Origin of the sequence: Streptomyces parvulus, from assembly GCF_014648855.1 — a bacterium.
Lineage (GTDB): Bacteria > Actinomycetota > Actinomycetes > Streptomycetales > Streptomycetaceae > Streptomyces > Streptomyces parvulus.
On the sequence record NZ_BMRX01000003.1, the window covers coordinates 352,863 to 368,226 of the forward strand.

At 73.6% G+C, this 15,364-nt stretch carries 15 protein-coding genes; 9 read left to right on the top strand and 6 right to left on the bottom strand.

Annotated elements, in window-relative coordinates; translation table 11 throughout:
* Positions 1-115: 115 nt before the first annotated feature.
* The 4 genes from IE108_RS07090 to IE108_RS07105 form a co-directional block, all read right to left on the bottom strand.
* A complete protein-coding gene (locus IE108_RS07090; RefSeq protein WP_064726674.1) occupies positions 116-1,204 on the bottom strand; it encodes an acyl-CoA dehydrogenase family protein in 1,089 nt (362 codons plus the stop codon).
* Positions 1,201-2,382, bottom strand: coding sequence for an acyl-CoA dehydrogenase family protein (locus IE108_RS07095; protein ID WP_064726675.1), 1,182 nt, complete (start codon positions 2,380-2,382; stop codon positions 1,201-1,203). Before IE108_RS07095 ends, IE108_RS07090 begins: the two co-directional genes overlap by 4 nt.
* On the bottom strand, positions 2,379-3,359 hold the full coding sequence (locus IE108_RS07100) for an NADPH:quinone oxidoreductase family protein (RefSeq protein WP_064726676.1): 981 nt from the start codon (positions 3,357-3,359) through the stop codon (positions 2,379-2,381). Before IE108_RS07100 ends, IE108_RS07095 begins: the two co-directional genes overlap by 4 nt.
* 125 nt (positions 3,360-3,484) lie before the next feature.
* On the bottom strand, positions 3,485-4,060 hold the full coding sequence (locus IE108_RS07105; protein ID WP_064726677.1) for a helix-turn-helix domain-containing protein: 576 nt from the start codon (positions 4,058-4,060) through the stop codon (positions 3,485-3,487).
* Between the two features lie 76 nt (positions 4,061-4,136).
* Here IE108_RS07105 and IE108_RS07110 point away from each other — a divergent pair, with 76 nt between their 5' ends.
* The 6 genes from IE108_RS07110 to IE108_RS07135 all read left to right on the top strand — a co-directional run bounded on the left by IE108_RS07110 (position 4,137) and on the right by IE108_RS07135 (position 10,248).
* Positions 4,137-5,102, top strand: coding sequence for an NAD(P)/FAD-dependent oxidoreductase (locus IE108_RS07110; protein WP_064731657.1), 966 nt, complete (start codon positions 4,137-4,139; stop codon positions 5,100-5,102).
* 154 nt (positions 5,103-5,256) lie between these two features.
* Positions 5,257-6,795 (top strand): ATP-dependent DNA ligase, encoded by a 1,539-nt coding sequence (locus IE108_RS07115; protein ID WP_064726678.1) that lies wholly within the window; start codon positions 5,257-5,259, stop codon positions 6,793-6,795.
* Positions 6,792-7,253, top strand: a complete 462-nt coding sequence (locus IE108_RS07120) for an NUDIX hydrolase (RefSeq protein WP_064726679.1) — start codon at positions 6,792-6,794, stop codon at positions 7,251-7,253. The genes IE108_RS07115 and IE108_RS07120 overlap by 4 nt, the downstream gene beginning before the upstream one ends.
* 108 nt (positions 7,254-7,361) lie before the next feature.
* Positions 7,362-8,747, top strand: coding sequence for an NADP-dependent succinic semialdehyde dehydrogenase (locus IE108_RS07125; RefSeq protein WP_064726680.1), 1,386 nt, complete (start codon positions 7,362-7,364; stop codon positions 8,745-8,747).
* Between the two features lie 25 nt (positions 8,748-8,772).
* Positions 8,773-9,009, top strand: a complete 237-nt coding sequence (locus tag IE108_RS07130) for a DUF6213 family protein (RefSeq protein WP_064726681.1) — start codon at positions 8,773-8,775, stop codon at positions 9,007-9,009.
* 27 nt (positions 9,010-9,036) lie between these two features.
* Positions 9,037-10,248, top strand: coding sequence for a cytochrome P450 (locus IE108_RS07135; RefSeq protein ID WP_064726682.1), 1,212 nt, complete (start codon positions 9,037-9,039; stop codon positions 10,246-10,248).
* A 163-nt stretch (positions 10,249-10,411) separates the two neighbouring features.
* Here the strand turns inward: IE108_RS07135 and IE108_RS07140 are convergent, their stop codons facing one another.
* Complete coding sequence (locus IE108_RS07140; RefSeq protein WP_064726683.1) at positions 10,412-11,638, bottom strand: acyl-CoA dehydrogenase family protein; 1,227 nt, start codon at positions 11,636-11,638, stop codon at positions 10,412-10,414.
* 168 nt (positions 11,639-11,806) lie between these two features.
* Between IE108_RS07140 and IE108_RS07145 the strand changes: the two genes are divergently transcribed.
* Entirely contained in the window at positions 11,807-12,463 is a 657-nt protein-coding gene (locus tag IE108_RS07145) for a TetR/AcrR family transcriptional regulator (protein ID WP_064726684.1), read from the top strand.
* A gap of 57 nt (positions 12,464-12,520) precedes the next feature.
* Here the strand turns inward: IE108_RS07145 and def are convergent, their stop codons facing one another.
* Positions 12,521-13,060 carry a peptide deformylase gene (gene def / locus IE108_RS07150; RefSeq protein ID WP_064726685.1) on the bottom strand — a complete coding sequence of 180 codons (540 nt, stop codon included), beginning with the start codon at positions 13,058-13,060 and terminating at the stop codon, positions 12,521-12,523.
* A gap of 169 nt (positions 13,061-13,229) precedes the next feature.
* On the opposite strand from def, the gene IE108_RS07155 reads away from it, so the two are divergent.
* Both IE108_RS07155 and IE108_RS07160 read left to right on the top strand, forming a co-directional pair.
* Entirely contained in the window at positions 13,230-14,468 is a 1,239-nt protein-coding gene (locus IE108_RS07155; protein ID WP_064726686.1) for a Mur ligase family protein, read from the top strand.
* A gap of 23 nt (positions 14,469-14,491) precedes the next feature.
* Positions 14,492-15,220, top strand: coding sequence for a type 1 glutamine amidotransferase (locus IE108_RS07160; protein WP_064726687.1), 729 nt, complete (start codon positions 14,492-14,494; stop codon positions 15,218-15,220).
* Positions 15,221-15,364: the final 144 nt, after the last annotated feature.

Below are 15,364 nucleotides of genomic sequence, written 5' to 3' on the forward strand. Positions count from 1 at the left end.
GAGCCGTGCGGGGAGTTGGCCGGACCGCCCTCCCTCGTTCACCTCCACGGGGCCCCGAAACGGAAGGGGCCCGCCCCCCTGGGGGGACGGGCACCGTGCCGAAAGTCGGAGGCCGTCAGGGCTTGGGCAGGCCGGCCAGGTCGGCCAGCGCGGACCGGTGGGTGCCCGCGGCACCGTAGGCGATCGAGTCGGCCTTGGCCCGCTTCAGGTACAGGTGGACCGGGTGCTCCCAGGTCATGCCGATGCCGCCGTGCAGCTGCAGCGCCTCCTCGGCGGCGCGGACGGCCACTTGGGCCGCGTAGGCCTGGGCCACGGCGACGGCCACGTCGGTGTCCGCGCCCGTGGTCAGCGCGTCGGCCGCGTTGCGGGCGGCGGCGCGCAGGCCGGCCACCTCCAGCCAGAGCCGGGCGAGCCGGTGCTTGAGTGCCTGGAAGCCGCCGACCTGGCGGTTGAACTGCTTGCGCTCCTTCAGGTAGCGGACGGTCTCGGTGAGCAGCCAGTCGGCGAGGCCCAGTTGCTCGGAGGCGAGCAGTCCGGCGCCGGACCGCAGGGCGCGCCGGACCGCGGGTGCGGAGTCGCCGAGCCGGCGGCCGGGGGCGGCTTCGAGGGTGACCCGGGCCAGTGGCCGGGTGAGGTCCAGGGACGTCTGCGGGGTGACGGTCGCGTCGGTGGCCCGGACGGCGTACAGCCCCCCGTCGTCGGCGGGCACCAGCAGGACGTCGGCCGCGGCCGCGTCGGCAATGCCGGTCAGCTCACCGTGCAGGGCGTCGCCTTCGAGCCGGACTCCGGGGACGGGACCGCCGGGTGCGACGTGCAGGCCGACGGCGAGGACGGCGACGGAGGTCGCGGAGGCCACCTCGGTGAGCAGGTCGTCGGCCCCGCAGGCCAGCAGCGCCTCGGTGGCCACGACGGCGCTCGTCAGGTACGGCACCGGCGCGACCGCGCGCCCCAGCTCCTCCAGGACCACGGCGGCCTCCCGGTGGGTGGCGCCCTGGCCGCCCAGCTCCTCGGGGACCAGCAGGCCGGCGAGGCCCATCGGGCCGGCGAGCGACTTCCACAGCGACACGTCGTGCGGGCTCGCCGACTCGGTGCGGGTGATCACGTCCGCCGGGTCGCAGTGGTCGGTGAGCAGGTCCCGGACGGCGGCGCGCAGGGCGTCCTCCTCCTCCGAGTAGAGCAGAGCGGGTTCCGGCTGTGCGCTCATCGGGCGAGGTCCTTCCATGCGACGTCCTTGTCGGTGCGCGGCTCGGCGGGGAGGCCCAGGACGCGTTCGGCGACGATGTTGAGCAGGACCTCGCTGGTCCCGCCCTCGATGCTGTTGCCCTTGGAGCGCAGATAGCGGTACCCGGCGTCGCGGCCGGTGAAGTCGACCAGCTCGGGGCGGCGCATCGTCCAGTCGTCGTACAGCAGGCCCTCCTCGCCGAGGAGTTCGACCTCCAGGCCGCTGATCTCCTGGTTGAGCCGGGCGAAGTTCAGCTTCATGCCCGCGCCCTCGGGTCCGGGCTGCCCGGCCACCAGCTGCTGGCGCAGCCGTACACCGGTGAGCCGGGCGACCTCCGCCTCGACCCACAGGCCGAGCAGCCGCTGGTGCAGGTCGTGGGTGCGCAGCTCGGGGCGTTCGCGCCAGGTCGCGGCGATCTTGCCGATCATGCCGCCCTCGCGGGGGATCGGGGTACCGCCGATGGCCACGCGCTCGTTGTTGAGCGTGGTCTGCGCGACCCGCCAGCCGTCGCCGATCTCCCCCAGGCGCCGGGAGTCGGGGATGCGGACGCCGGTGAGGAAGACCTCGTTGAACTCGGCCTCGCCGGTGATCTGGCGCAGCGGGCGCACCTCGACACCGGGGTCGGTCATGTCGCAGACGAAGTAGGTGATGCCCCGGTGCTTGGGCAGGTCCGGGTCGGTACGGGCGATGAGGATGGCCCAGCGGGCGAGGTGCGCGCTGGAGGTCCACACCTTCTGCCCGTCGACGACCCAGTGGTCGCCCTCGCGGACGGCCCGGGTGCCGAGCGCGGCGAGGTCGGATCCGGCGCCCGGCTCGCTGAACAGCTGGCACCACACCTCCTCGCCGGTCCACAGCGGGCGCAGCAGCCGCCGCTTCTGCTCCTCGGTGCCGTACTGGAGGATCGTCGGGGCGGCCATGCCGAGGCCGATGCCGATCCGCCGGGGGTCGTTGTCGGGGGCGCCCGCGGCCGTCAGTTCGGCGTCGACGACGGCCTGGAGGGCGCGGGGGGCGCCGAGTCCACCGAGGCCCCGCGGGTAGTGCACCCAGGCGAGCCCGGCGTCGAAGCGGGCGCGCAGGAAGTCCACGCGGTCCGTGGTCCCCGGCGGATGTGCGGCCAGCAACTCCTGCGTGAGGGCGCGCAGTTCGGCTGCGTCGGTCATGCGGTGGCTCCCTTCTCCGGCGTCGCGGGCACGACGGCGACCCGACCGGTGGTCCTGCCGTCGGCGACGCGCTGCACGGCGTCCGCCGCCCCGGCGAGCGGCACCCGTTCGCTCACCAGCGGCTTGATCGCGCCGCGCGCGGCCAGGGCGGTGAGCTGCTCGTGGCAGTGCGCGACCAGCTTCGGGTCCTTGGTGTTGTAGAGGCCCCAGTGCAGGCCGAGGATCGCGTAGTTCTTCACCAGGGCGTGGTTCAGGGCGGGGCTGGGGATGGTGCCGCTCGCGAAACCGACGACGACGATCCGGCCCTCGAAGGCGACGGTCTTGGCGGACTGGGTGTAGGCCTGGCCGCCCACCGGGTCGTAGACCACGTCCGCGCCCCGGCCGCCGGTGGCCTCCTTGACGGCGGCGACGACGTCCTCGGCGTGTCGGTCGACGACCGTGTCGCAGCCCAGTTCCCGGGCGACGGCGGCCTTCTCGGGCCCTCCCACGACGCCGATGACGGTGGCGCCGGCGGCCTTGCCGAGCTGGACGGCCGCGCTGCCGACCCCGCCGGCGGCGGCGTGCACCAGCAGGGTCTCGCCGGCCTCCAGGCGGGCGCGGCGGTGCAGGCCGAACCAGCCGGTCTGGTAGCCGATGTGCAGGGCCGCGGCCTCGGCGTCGTCCAGCGCGTCCGGCGCGGGCAGCAGGGCGCGGGCGTCGGCGAGGGCGTACTCGGCGAAGCCGCCGTGCGGCAGCGCGGGGTTGGCGATGACGCGCCGCCCGTCCTCGGTCTCGCCGCAGATCTCCACCCCGGGCGTGAACGGCAGGGGGGGCCTGACCTGGTACTGGCCCCGGCAGAGCAGGGCGTCCGGGAAGTTGATGTTGGCGGCGCGGACCCTCAGCAGGACCTGGCCGTCGGCGGGCGTGGGGGGCGCCACGTCCGCGAGGCGCATCACCTCGCCCGGCTCGCCGTTCTCGTGCACCTGCCATGCCTGCATGCGGGGCCTCCACCGACTGCGTCGTCCGTCCGGGTCACTCGCATACTAAGCGGTCGCTTGCCGATCGGGGAACAGCTCGCGCGCGGTCGTACGTCACGCCCCGCGCAGGCGCCCCCGGCGCGCCGTCACTCGCGGGCGGCGGGCCGCGCCCGTACGTGCATCCGCTCCCCCTGCGGGCCGAAGAGGCTGAGGAACTCCACCGGCCCCTCCCCCGTCGACCCGAACCAGTGCGGCACCCGGGTGTCGAACTCGGCGGCCTCGCCCGCCGAGAGCACCACGTCGTGGTCGCCCAGCACGAGGCGCAGCCGGCCCGAGAGGATGTAGAGCCACTCGTAGCCCTCGTGGGTGCGCGGGTCGGGCTCCTCCTTGCGGGCGGGCTCCAGGACCTTGAAGGCCTGGAGTCCGCCCGGCTGGCGGGTGAGCGGCCAGTGGGTGCGGCCGTGGCGCACGATCGGCTTCGACCGCACGCGGGGGTCTCCGACCGGCGGGGCGCCGACCAGTTCGTCCAGCGGCACCTGGTGGGCCTGGGCGATCGGCAGCAGCAGTTCGAGGCTCGGTCTGCGCAGGCCCGACTCCAGCCGGGAGAGGGTGCTGACGGAGATGCCGGTGGTCTCGGAGAGGGCGGCCAGGGTCACCTCGCGCTCCTTGCGGAGCTGGCGGAGCCGGGGGCCGACACCGGCGAGGACGTCGTCTGCGGTCATGTGAATATTGCAGATTCGGCAACAAGATTTGTCAATCCCGGAGGGATGGGCGACCTTCGCGGTGGAGGTGGTCACCATGACCCAGAACGTCACCCCTACCGAGAACAAGGACCTGACCGGGACGTACGACGTGGTCGTCGTGGGCGGCGGTGCCGCCGGGCTGTCCGCGGCGCTGGTGCTGGGCCGGGCCCGGCTGCGCGCCCTCGTCGTCGACGCCGGGGAGCCGCGCAACGCGCCCTCGGACCACATGCAGGGCTACCTGACCCGGGACGGCATGGCCCCCGCCGAGTTCCTGGCGCTGGGCCGCGAGGAGATCGCGCGCTACGGCGTGGAGCTGGTCCGGGACCGGGCGGTCGACGTGTCCCGCGACGGGGACTTCGCGGTGCGGCTGGCCGGCGGGGAGACCGTGCGCGGCCGTCGCCTGATCGTCACCACCGGGCTCAGGGACGAGCTGCCGGCCGTGCCCGGCGTCGCGGAGCGGTTCGGCCGGGACGTGCTGCACTGCCCGTTCTGCCACGGCTGGGAGGTGCGCGGTGAGCGGTTCGGCGTGCTCGCCACCACCCCGCTCAGCGTGCACCAGGCGCTGATGGTGTCCGGCTGGTCGGACGACGTGACGCTGTTCCTGCACACGGTCGCCGAGCGGGAGCTGAGCGACGACGACCTGCGCCGGCTCGCCGCGGCGGGCGTCAAGGTGGTCCCCGGCGAGGTCGCCGGCCTGCGGGTCGAGGACGACCGGCTCACCGGCGTCCGGCTGGCGGACGGTACCGCGCACGACCGCTCGGTCCTCTTCGTCGCCCCGAAGGCCGTGCCGCAGACCGGCCTGATGGAGCGGCTGGGCGCCGAACTCCAGGAGACGCCGTTCGGCGCGTACCCGGTGGTGGACCCGACCGGCCGCACCTCCGTCCCGGGCGTGTGGACGGCGGGCAACGCGATGGGCTTCGCCGAGCAGGTCGTCCACGCGGCCAGCGGGGGCTACCGCGCGGCCGCCGCGGTCGTCGGCGACCTGATCATGTCGGACCTCGACGCGGCGATCGCCGGGTGAGCGGGGGCGTACCTCGCGAGGGAGCGGGTGAGCGGGGGCGTACCTCGCGAAGAGGCGGGTGAGCGCGGGCGCGCCCGGGAGCGGGCGTGCGTCCGACGTGAGCGGGCGTGTGTCCGAGGGTGTGAGCCCGGCCTCTCCGGTGCACCCTGAGGGCATGCTGCTTGCCCGGTTGGCCCAGGTGTCGCGGGAGGTCGCCGGCACCTCGGCGCGGTCCCGGAAGACCGCCCTGCTCGCGGAGCTGTTCCGGGAGGCGGAGGCGGCGGACGTGCCGGTCGTCATCCCCTATCTGGCGGGACGCCTCCCGCAGGGCAGGATCGGCGTCGGCTGGAAGGTGCTGAGCCGCCCGGTCGCGCCGGCCGACGAGCCCACGCTCACGGTCCGCGACGTGGACGCCCGGCTCACCGCCCTCGCGTCGGTGACCGGCACCGGTTCGCAGGCCGAGCGGGCGCGGCTGATCGGCGAGCTGATGGGCGCGGCCACCGAGGACGAGCAGCGCTTCCTGACCGGCCTGCTCACCGGCGAGGTCCGCCAGGGAGCCCTGGACGCGGCCGCCGTCGAGGGCCTGGCCGCGGCGACCGAGGCGCCGTCGGCGGACGTACGCCGGGCGGTGATGCTCGCCGGTTCCCTCCAGGCGGTGGCCGAGGCCCTGCTCGCGGACGGTCCCGGCGCCCTTTCCCGGTTCCGGCTCACCGTGGGCCGGCCCGTGCTGCCGATGCTGGCGCACAGCGCCTCCTCGGTCGCCGAGGCGGTCGGCAAGCTGGGAACCTGCGCGGTCGAGGAGAAGCTGGACGGCATCCGCGTCCAGGTGCACCGCGACGGCGGCACCGTCCGCCTCTACACCCGCACCCTGGACGACATCACCGACCGGCTCCCCGAGGTGACCGAGGCGGCCCTCGCCCTGCCCGGCGAGCGGTTCATCCTGGACGGCGAGGTGCTCTCCCTGGACGGGAGCGGCCGCCCCCGGTCCTTCCAGGAGACCGCCGGACGGGTCGGCTCCCGCACCGACGTGGCGACCGCCTCGCGGACGGTCCCGGTCTCCGCGGTGTTCTTCGACGCGCTCTCCGTCGACGGCCACGACCTGCTCGACCTGCCGCTCACCGACCGGCACGCGGAGCTGGCCCGGCTGGTCCCCGAGCCCGAACGGGTGCGGCGCACCCTGGTCGGCGGGCCCGAGGACACACCGGCCGCCGAGGAGTTCCTGGCCGAGACCCTGCGGCGCGGCCACGAGGGCGTCGTCGTCAAGGGACTCGACGCCGGCTACAGCGCGGGCCGCCGCGGCGCGTCCTGGCTCAAGGTCAAGCCCGTCCACACGCTCGACCTGGTCGTGCTCGCCGCCGAGTGGGGCCACGGCCGCCGCACCGGCAGGCTGTCCAACCTCCACCTGGGCGCCCGCACGGCCGACGGCTCCTTCGCGATGCTCGGCAAGACCTTCAAGGGCCTGACGGACGCGCTGCTGGCCTGGCAGACCGAGCGTCTCGGCCGGCTGGCCGTCGAGGAGCACCCCTGGGGCGTGACCGTACGCCCCGAACTCGTCGTCGAGATCGCCTACGACGGCCTCCAGCGCTCCACCCGCTACCCGGCCGGCGTCACCCTGCGCTTCGCCCGCGTCGTGCGCTACCGCGAGGACAAGCGGGCCGAGGACGCGGACACCGTGGACACCCTGCTCGCCACGCACCCGGGGGTCGCCCCGTGAGGCGCAGCGCGGGCCTGCTGCTGCACCGCCGCGGCCCGGGTGCGCAGCTCCAGGTGCTCCTCGGACACATGGGCGGCCCGTTCTACGCACGCCGCGAGGCCGGCGCGTGGACGGTCCCCAAGGGCGAGTACGACGCGGCGGAGCCCGCCTGGGACGCGGCCCGGCGGGAGTTCGAGGAGGAGCTGGGGCTGCCGCCGCCCGAGGGGGAGGCCGTCCCGCTGGGCGAGGTGCGGCAGGCGGGCGGGAAGGTCGTCACGGTCTGGGCCGTCGAGGCCGACCTCGACCCGGCGGCGGTCGTACCCGGCACCTTCACCATGGAGTGGCCGCCCCGCTCGGGCCGGACCGAGGAGTTCCCCGAACTGGACCGGGTCGCCTGGTTTCCGCTGGACCGGGCGCGCGAGGTGATCGTGAAGGCGCAGGCCGCGTTTCTCGACCGGCTGGCTGAGCACTCGCACTGACAGAGGCGACACGGCGCGGGAAGGTCCCGCACCTGACCCGTCCGCGTTGCGGCGCCCCGCGCCACGCGCCAGGGTCGAAGCACCAGCCAGCACCCAGGGAGGTCGGTCATGCCCATCGCGACGGTGAATCCGGCGGACGGCGAGACGCTCAGGATGTACGAGGCCATGGGCGAGGAGGAGATCGAGCGCCGGATCCAGCTCGCGGAGGCCACCTTCCGCACGTACCGGACGACGGCGTTCGACGAGCGCGCCCGGCTCATGCGGCGGGCCGCCGACATCCTGGAGGCGGACCAGGACGAGATCGGGCGGGTCATCACGACGGAGATGGGCAAGCCGGTCAAGCAGGCCCGCGCCGAGGCCGCCAAGTGCGCGAAGACGATGCGCTGGTACGCGGACCACGCGGCCTCCCTGCTCGCCGACGAGGAGCCCGCGGAGTCCGACGTGAAGGACTCCGGCGCCTCCCGGGCCCTGGTCCGCTACCGGCCGCTGGGGCCGGTGCTCGCGGTGATGCCGTGGAACTTCCCGCTCTGGCAGGTGATCCGGTTCGCGGCGCCCGCGCTGATGGCGGGCAACGTGGGCCTCCTCAAGCACGCCTCGAACGTCCCGCAGACCGCGCTGTACCTGGAGGACCTGTTCCACCGGGCCGGCTTCCCCGAGGGCTGCTTCCAGACCCTGCTCATCGGCTCCGCCGAGGTGGACGCCGTCCTGCGCGACGAGCGGGTGCGGGCCGCCACCCTCACCGGCAGCGAGCCGGCCGGCCGCGCGGTCGCCGCCACCGCCGGAGAGATGATCAAGAAGACGGTGCTGGAGCTGGGTGGCAGCGACCCCTTCGTCGTCATGCCGTCCGCCGACGTGGACCGGGCCGCCGAGGTGGCCGTCACCGCGCGCACGCAGAACGCCGGGCAGTCCTGCATCGCCGCCAAGCGCTTCATCGTGCACACGGACGTGTACGACGCCTTCGTGGAGCGCTTCACCGAGGGCATGCGGGCGCTGCGGGTCGGCGACCCGATGGAGGAGGAGACCGAGGTCGGGCCGCTCTCCAGCGAGCAGGGCCTGAACGACGTGATGGAGCTGGTCGACGACGCCAAGCGCTCCGGTGCGACGGTGCTGTGCGGTGGCGAACGCCCCGAGGGACCGGGCTGGTACTACCCGCCGACCGTGCTCGCCGACGTCACGCGCGAGATGCGCATCCACCGCGAGGAGGCCTTCGGCCCCGTCGCCACGCTGTACCGGGTGACCGACCTGGACGAGGCGGTGCTGATCGCCAACGACACGGACTTCGGCCTCAGTTCCAACGTCTGGACCCGCGACGACGCCGATGTGGACCGCTTCGTACGGGATCTGGAGGCGGGCGGCGTCTACGTCAACGGGATGACCGCGTCCCATCCGGCGTTCCCGTTCGGCGGCGTCAAGCGGTCCGGCTACGGGCGTGAGCTGTCCGGTCACGGAATCCGGGAGTTCTGCAACATCACCACCGTATGGCACGGAGCGTGAGCCTTCCGCGACTACGATCCCCATTGTGAACCGCGAAGTGACTCTGCCTCTGATCGTCGACGACCGCGGCACCCTGCAGGTCGCCGCGTCCGACGTGAGCAAGCTGCTGCGCACGGTGGGCGGGCGGTGGCTGCGGCTGGTGGAGGCCGGCGAGGTGAGTCTGGACGAGGACACGGTCGCGGCGCTCACCATCGAGCTGGCCAAGCTGGCCGACCGGATCGACGTGGCGTGCATCGCCCACAGCAGCGGCCCCTCCTCCTAGCGGCGTGCGGCAGGGTGTGAGGCAGGCATGAGGGAAGCGCGTTCCCGGGCGATGCCGCCGGTCCGCGAGTGGCCGGCCGTCGACCTGCCGGGCTCGGAATTCGACCCGGTGCTGGCCGAGTTGATGCGGGAGGGTCCGGTCACCCGGGTCTCGCTGCCCGACGGCGAGGGCTGGGCGTGGCTGGTGACCCGCCACGACGACGTCCGCATGGTCACCGACGACCCCCGGTTCGGCCGCGCGGCCGTCCTTGACCGCCAGGTCACCCGGTCGGCGCCGCACTTCGCCCCGGCGCGCGGCGCGGTCGGCTTCCTCGACCCGCCGGACCACACCCGGCTGCGCCGCCCGGTGGCCGCCGCCTTCACCGCGCGGGGTGTGGAGCGGGTCCGGGAGCGGTCCCGGGACCTGCTCGGCGAGCTGGTGGACGCGATGGTCGCGGGCGGTCCGCCGGCCGACCTCACCGAGGCGGTGCTGAGACCCTTCCCCGTCGCGGTGATGGGCGAGCTGATGGGCGTGCCGCCCGCCGACCGGCCCGCCCTGCACACCTGGACCCGGCTGATCCTCTCCTCCTCGCACGGCGCGGAGGTCAGCGAGCGCGCCGGGCGGGAGTTGAGCCACTACTTCGCCGATCTCGTCGGGCCGCGGTCGGACGGCAGCGGCGAGGACATCGCCTCGCTGCTGGGCGTCGCCGTGGGACGGGGCGGGATCACCCTGGAGGAGGCCGTCGGGCTCGCGGTGCTGCTGCAGGTCGGCGGCGAGGCGGTGACCGACAACAGCGGCCAGATGTTCCACCTGCTCCTCACCCGCCCCGAACTCGCCGAGCGGCTGCGCTCGGAGCCGGCGCTCCGTCCCCGGGCCGTGGACGAGCTGCTGCGTTGGATTCCCCATCGCAACGCCGTGGGGCTGTCCCGGATCGCCCTGGAGGACGTGGTCGTCAAGGGCGTCCGCATCCGGGCGGGCGAAGCGGTATACGTGTCGTACCTGGCCGCCAACCGGGACCCCGCCGTCTTCCCCGGCCCCAACGCGATCGACTTCGACCGCAGCCCCAACCCGCACGTCTCCTTCGGGTTCGGACCGCACCACTGCCCGGGCGGCATGCTGGTCCGGCTGGAGTGCGAGCTGCTGGTCGACGCGGTGCTCGACCGGCTGCCCGGTCTGAAGCTCGCGGTGCCGCCGGAGGACGTGCCCTTCAAGAAGGGGGCGCTGATCCGCGGCCCCGAGGCCCTGCCGGTGACCTGGTGAGCGGGCCCTCGGCGGCGACGGGGCGACCGCGGACACCGTCCTCTCATGCCGTCGGTTCGCTTTCGCGCATGGCCCGGACGCACCCGAAGGACGGGCCGGCCGGGATGTCCTTCCCGGCCGGCCCGCCCCTGGGCCAGGAGCGACCGACGCCGCCGGGGCACGGCTAGCGGATCGGCACTCCCGCCAGCGTCCGCGCGATGACGAGCCGCTGGATCTCGCTCGTGCCCTCGAAGATCGTGTAGATGGCGGCGTCCCGGTGCATCCGCTCCACGGGGTACTCCCGCGTGTACCCGTTGCCGCCCAGGATCTGGACCGCCTGGGCGGTCACCTTCTTCGCCGTCTCGCTCGCGAACAGCTTGGACATCGACCCCTCGGCCGCCGTGAACGGCTTGCCGTTGATCGCCATCCAGGAAGCCCGCCACACCAGCAGCCGGGCCGCGTCGACGGACGTGCGCATGTCGGCGAGCTGGAAGGCGACGCCCTGGTTGTCGATGATCGGGCGGCCGAACTGCTCGCGGGTGCGGGCGTACTCCAGCGCCTCCTCGTAGGCGGCGCGGGCCGTGCCCACCGCCATGGCGCCGACGGCCGGGCGCGAGGCCTCGAAGGTGGCCATCGCCGCGTTCTTGACGCGCTCGCCGCCCTTCTTGGCCTTCTCCCGGGCCCGGGCCAGGCGCGCGTCCAGCTTCTCCTTGCCGCCGAGCAGGCAGGACCCGGGGATTCGGACGTTCTCCAGGACGACCTCGGCCGTGTGGGAGGCGCGGATGCCGTGCTTCTTGAACTTCTGGCCCTGGGACAGGCCGGGGGTGGCCGGGGGCACGATGAAGGAGGCGTGGCCCTTGGAGCCCAGCTCCGGGTCCACGACCGCGACGACGACGTGGACGTTGGCGATGCCGCCGTTGGTGGCCCAGGTCTTGGTGCCGTTGAGGACCCACTCGTCCTTGGCCTCGTCGTACACGGCGCGCGTGCGCATGGCCGACACGTCGGAACCGGCGTCCGGCTCGGAGGAGCAGAAGGCGGCGACCTTCACGTCGTTCGGGTCGCCGTACATCTGCGGGATCCAGGTGCCGATCTGCTCCTCGGTGCCGTTGGCGAGGACGCCGACCGCCGCGAGGCCGGTACCGACGATGGACAGGGCGATGCCGGCGTCGCCCCAGAACAGCTCCTCCATCGCCATCGGGATGCCGAGGCCGGTGGGGTCGAAGTACTGCTGGGCGTAGAAGTCCAGGGAGTAGATGCCGACCTTGGCGGCCTCCTGGATGACCGGCCAGGGAGTCTCCTCACGCTCGTCCCATTCGGCGGCCGCGGGGCGGATGACGTCGGCGGCGAAGCCGTGCAGCCAGTCCCGGACCTCCTTCTGTTCGTCGCTCAGCTCCATGGTGAACTCGGCCATGTCCCCTCCAGTGACGCCCTGCGTGTTACTTGCGGTAACACGAGTCTGTTACCGGTCGGTAGGAAAAGTCAACTCCCGAGGCACCGTCGCCCTCCCGTTCGATGCCGGGCGCCCGGTGGGTGTTAGTTTGCGACGGCGTCACCGAACCAGCACGGGTGGGGAGAGCACATGGACACCACACAGCGGACCGACCAGCAGCGGTCCGCCGACCGCAGACGGCGCGAGCTGCTCGAGGCCGCCGACCGGGTGGTGCTGCGCGACGGTCCGCAGGCCTCGATGAACGCCATCGCCGCCGAGGCGGGCATCACCAAGCCGATCCTCTACCGCCACTTCGGCGACAAGGGCGGACTGTACGCCGCCCTCGCCGTCCGGCACACCGACGCCCTCCTCGCCTCCCTGCGGGCCGCGCTGGACGCCCCGGCGGAGCGGCGGCAACGCGTCGAGGCCACCCTGGACACCTATCTGGCGGCCATCGAGGCACGCCCGCAGGTGTACCGCTTCCTCATGCATCCGGCCGAGGGCGTCACCGCACCGGCCGACCAGGCCGACCAGGGTTTCGACGTCGGCAGGCACTCCGCCCCGCTGCTGCGCCGGATGGGCGAGGAGCTGGCCCAGGTCATCGAGGAACGCCTCGACGTCGGCCCCGGCACCCAGCAGCTGGCCCGGGTGTGGGGACACGGCATCGTCGGGATGATGCACGCCGCGGGCGACTGGTGGCTCGGCGAACGCCCCTGCTCACGGGCGGAGTTGGTGAGCACCCTGGCCGACCTGCTGTGGGGCCGGCTGGCGGCGGCCGGGGACAAGGCGGGCGGGCCCGGCTTCTGACCCTCCCGCGGACGGACGGCGCGGCACCCAGAGGCGCGGGGCCGGGCCACGGCGCGCTCAGCGGTGCCAGGAGGCCCGTGCCACCTGCCGCGCCAGCCGCCGGTGGCGCCATCCCGACAGCCGCTCGGAGTACACCCGTCCCTCCAGGTGATCGCACTCGTGCTGGAGGCAGCGCGCGAAGAAACCGGTCCCGCGCACGGTGACGGGCTCACCGGTGACCGTGAGACCCGTCACGACGGCCTCGTCGTACCGCTCGGTCCCGGCCTCCAGACCCGGCAGCGACAGACAGCCCTCGGGACCGCGCACCACCACGCCGCCGGTCTCGACCAGCCGCGGGTTCACCAGGTGGCCCAGGTGGCGCTCGTCCTCGTCGTCCGGGCAGTCGTAGACGAAGACCCGCAGCCCCGTGCCGGTCTGGTTCGCCGCCAGTCCCACGCCCCGGGCGGCGTACATGGTCGCGAACAAGTCCTCGACGAGCGCCGCGAGTTCCGGACCGAAGTCGGTCACCTCCTCGCAGGGGGCGTGCAGGACGGGGTCGCCGAGGAGGCCGAGGGGGCGGACGCGCCCGTGGGCGCCCGGGATGGAGCCGTGTCGCATGGCGGCAAGAGTAAGGTCCGTGTGTCCCCCGGCGGCCCGCGCCCGTCGCCGGAGCCCCGTGGCCGGTGCCGCGATTCGGGAGTGCGAACGGATCTCGATAGGCTGAGGTCCACACCACGTGGCCGTCAGGCTTCAGGCGCGGCGCGTACGCAAGGAGGATCGAGAACTGATGGCAGGCAACTCGGACCCGCTCTCGCCCCGGGCCAAGATCGCCGTGACCGCGGGCAAGGCGGTCGCGGCGGCTTCGCGCGCCGCGGGGCGCGGCAGCGGTTCGGTGATCGGCGGCAAGGTCGCGCTGAGACTCGATCCCGACCTCCTCGCCCGGCTCGCCCAGCACCTGGACGTGACCCTGGTCTCGGCGACCAACGGCAAGACGACCACCACCCGGCTGATCGCCGAGGCGCTGCGGGCCGCGGGCCCCGTCGTCTCCAACGCGCTCGGCGCGAACATGCCGGCCGGCATCACCTCCGCCCTGGCGGGCGGTGCGGAGGCCCGCTACGGCGTGATCGAGGTCGACGAGAAGTACCTGGTCGGCGTCGCCCAGGCCACCGACCCGAAGTGCATCGCGCTACTCAACCTCTCCCGCGACCAGCTGGACCGCGCCGCCGAGACCCGCATGCTCGCCGAGAACTGGCGCGAGGGCCTGGCCGGCTCGAAGGCCGTGATCGTCGCCAACGCCGACGACCCGCTCGTGGTGTGGGCCGCCTCCTCCTCCCCCAATGTGATCTGGGTCGCCGCCGGCCAGATGTGGAAGGACGACGCCTGGTCCTGCCCGTCGTGCGGCGGCGTGATGCAGCGCCCCGGCGACGACTGGTTCTGCGGCGAGTGCGGCTTCCGCCGTCCGACGCCCAGCTGGGCGCTCTCCGGCGACCACGTCCTCGACCCGCACGGCTCCGCCTGGCCGATCCACCTCCAGCTGCCGGGCCGCGCCAACAAGGCCAACGCGGCCTCGTCGGCCGCCGTCTCCGCCGTCTTCGGCGTCCCGCCGCAGGTGGCCCTGGAGCGCATGTACCAGGTGCAGGCGGTCGCCGGACGCTACGACGTGGTGCAGTTCCAGGGCCGCGACCTGCGTCTGCTGCTCGCCAAGAACCCGGCCGGCTGGCTGGAGACCTTCTCCCTGATCGACCCGCCGCCCACACCGGTGATCCTCTCGGTGAACGCCCGCGGCGCCGACGGCACCGACACGTCCTGGCTGTGGGACGTGGACTACACCCGGCTGACCGGCCACCCGATCTGCGTGATCGGCGACCGCAAGCTGGACCTCGCGGTGCGCCTGGAGGTCGCGAACCAGCAGTTCCAGGTGTGCGAGGACCTCGACCAGGCGGTGCAGATGTGCCCGCCCGGCCGGATCGAGGTCATCGCCAACTACACCGCCTTCCAGGACCTGCGCCGCCGCGTCGGCAACTGACCGCGAGACTTCAGGGGATTTTCGTGAGCGACAACCAACTGCGGATCGTCTGGATCTACCCGGACCTGCTCAGCACGTACGGCGACCAGGGCAACGCCCTCGTGGTGGAGCGGCGTGCGCGCCAGCGCGGCCTCGACGTCGCCCGCCTCGACGTGCGCAGCGACCAGCAGATCCCGACCTCCGGCGACATCTACCTGATCGGCGGCGGCGAGGACCGGCCGCAGCGGCTCGCTGCCGAGCGGCTGCGCCGCGACGGCGGTCTGCACCGGGCGGTGGAGAACGGCGCGATCGTGTTCTCCGTCTGCGCCGGGTACCAGATCCTGGGCCACGAGTTCATCAACGACCTGGGCCAGCGCGAGCCGGGCCTCGGCCTGCTCGACGTGGTCTCGACGCGCGGCGAGGGCGCCCGCTGCGTCGGCGACGTCCTCGCCGACATCGACCCGCGCCTCGGGCTGCCGCCGCTGACCGGCTTCGAGAACCACCAGGGCGTCACCCACCTCGGGCCCACCGCGCGCGCCCTCTCCCAGGTCCGCTTCGGCAACGGCAACGGCACGGGCGACGGCACCGAGGGCGCGTACAACGACACGGTCTTCGGCACCTACATGCACGGCCCGGTGCTGGCGCGCAACCCGCAGATCGCGGACCTGCTGCTCAAGCTGGCCCTCGACGTGAACGCGCTGCCGCCGACCGACGACCGCTGGTACGAGGCACTCCGCAACGAGCGCATCGCGGCTGCGCAGCAGCCTGCGTAGGCACAGTTGCGCAGCAGCCGGCGTGACCTCCCGGGTGGCCCGTCTGATGGGTCATCCGCACAGGTGAGCGGGCACGTCCAGTAGGCGGACGCGTGGTTCGGTCCCGCCGCCCGATGCCGCTAGGGTGGCGGGGATCGAGCCGGA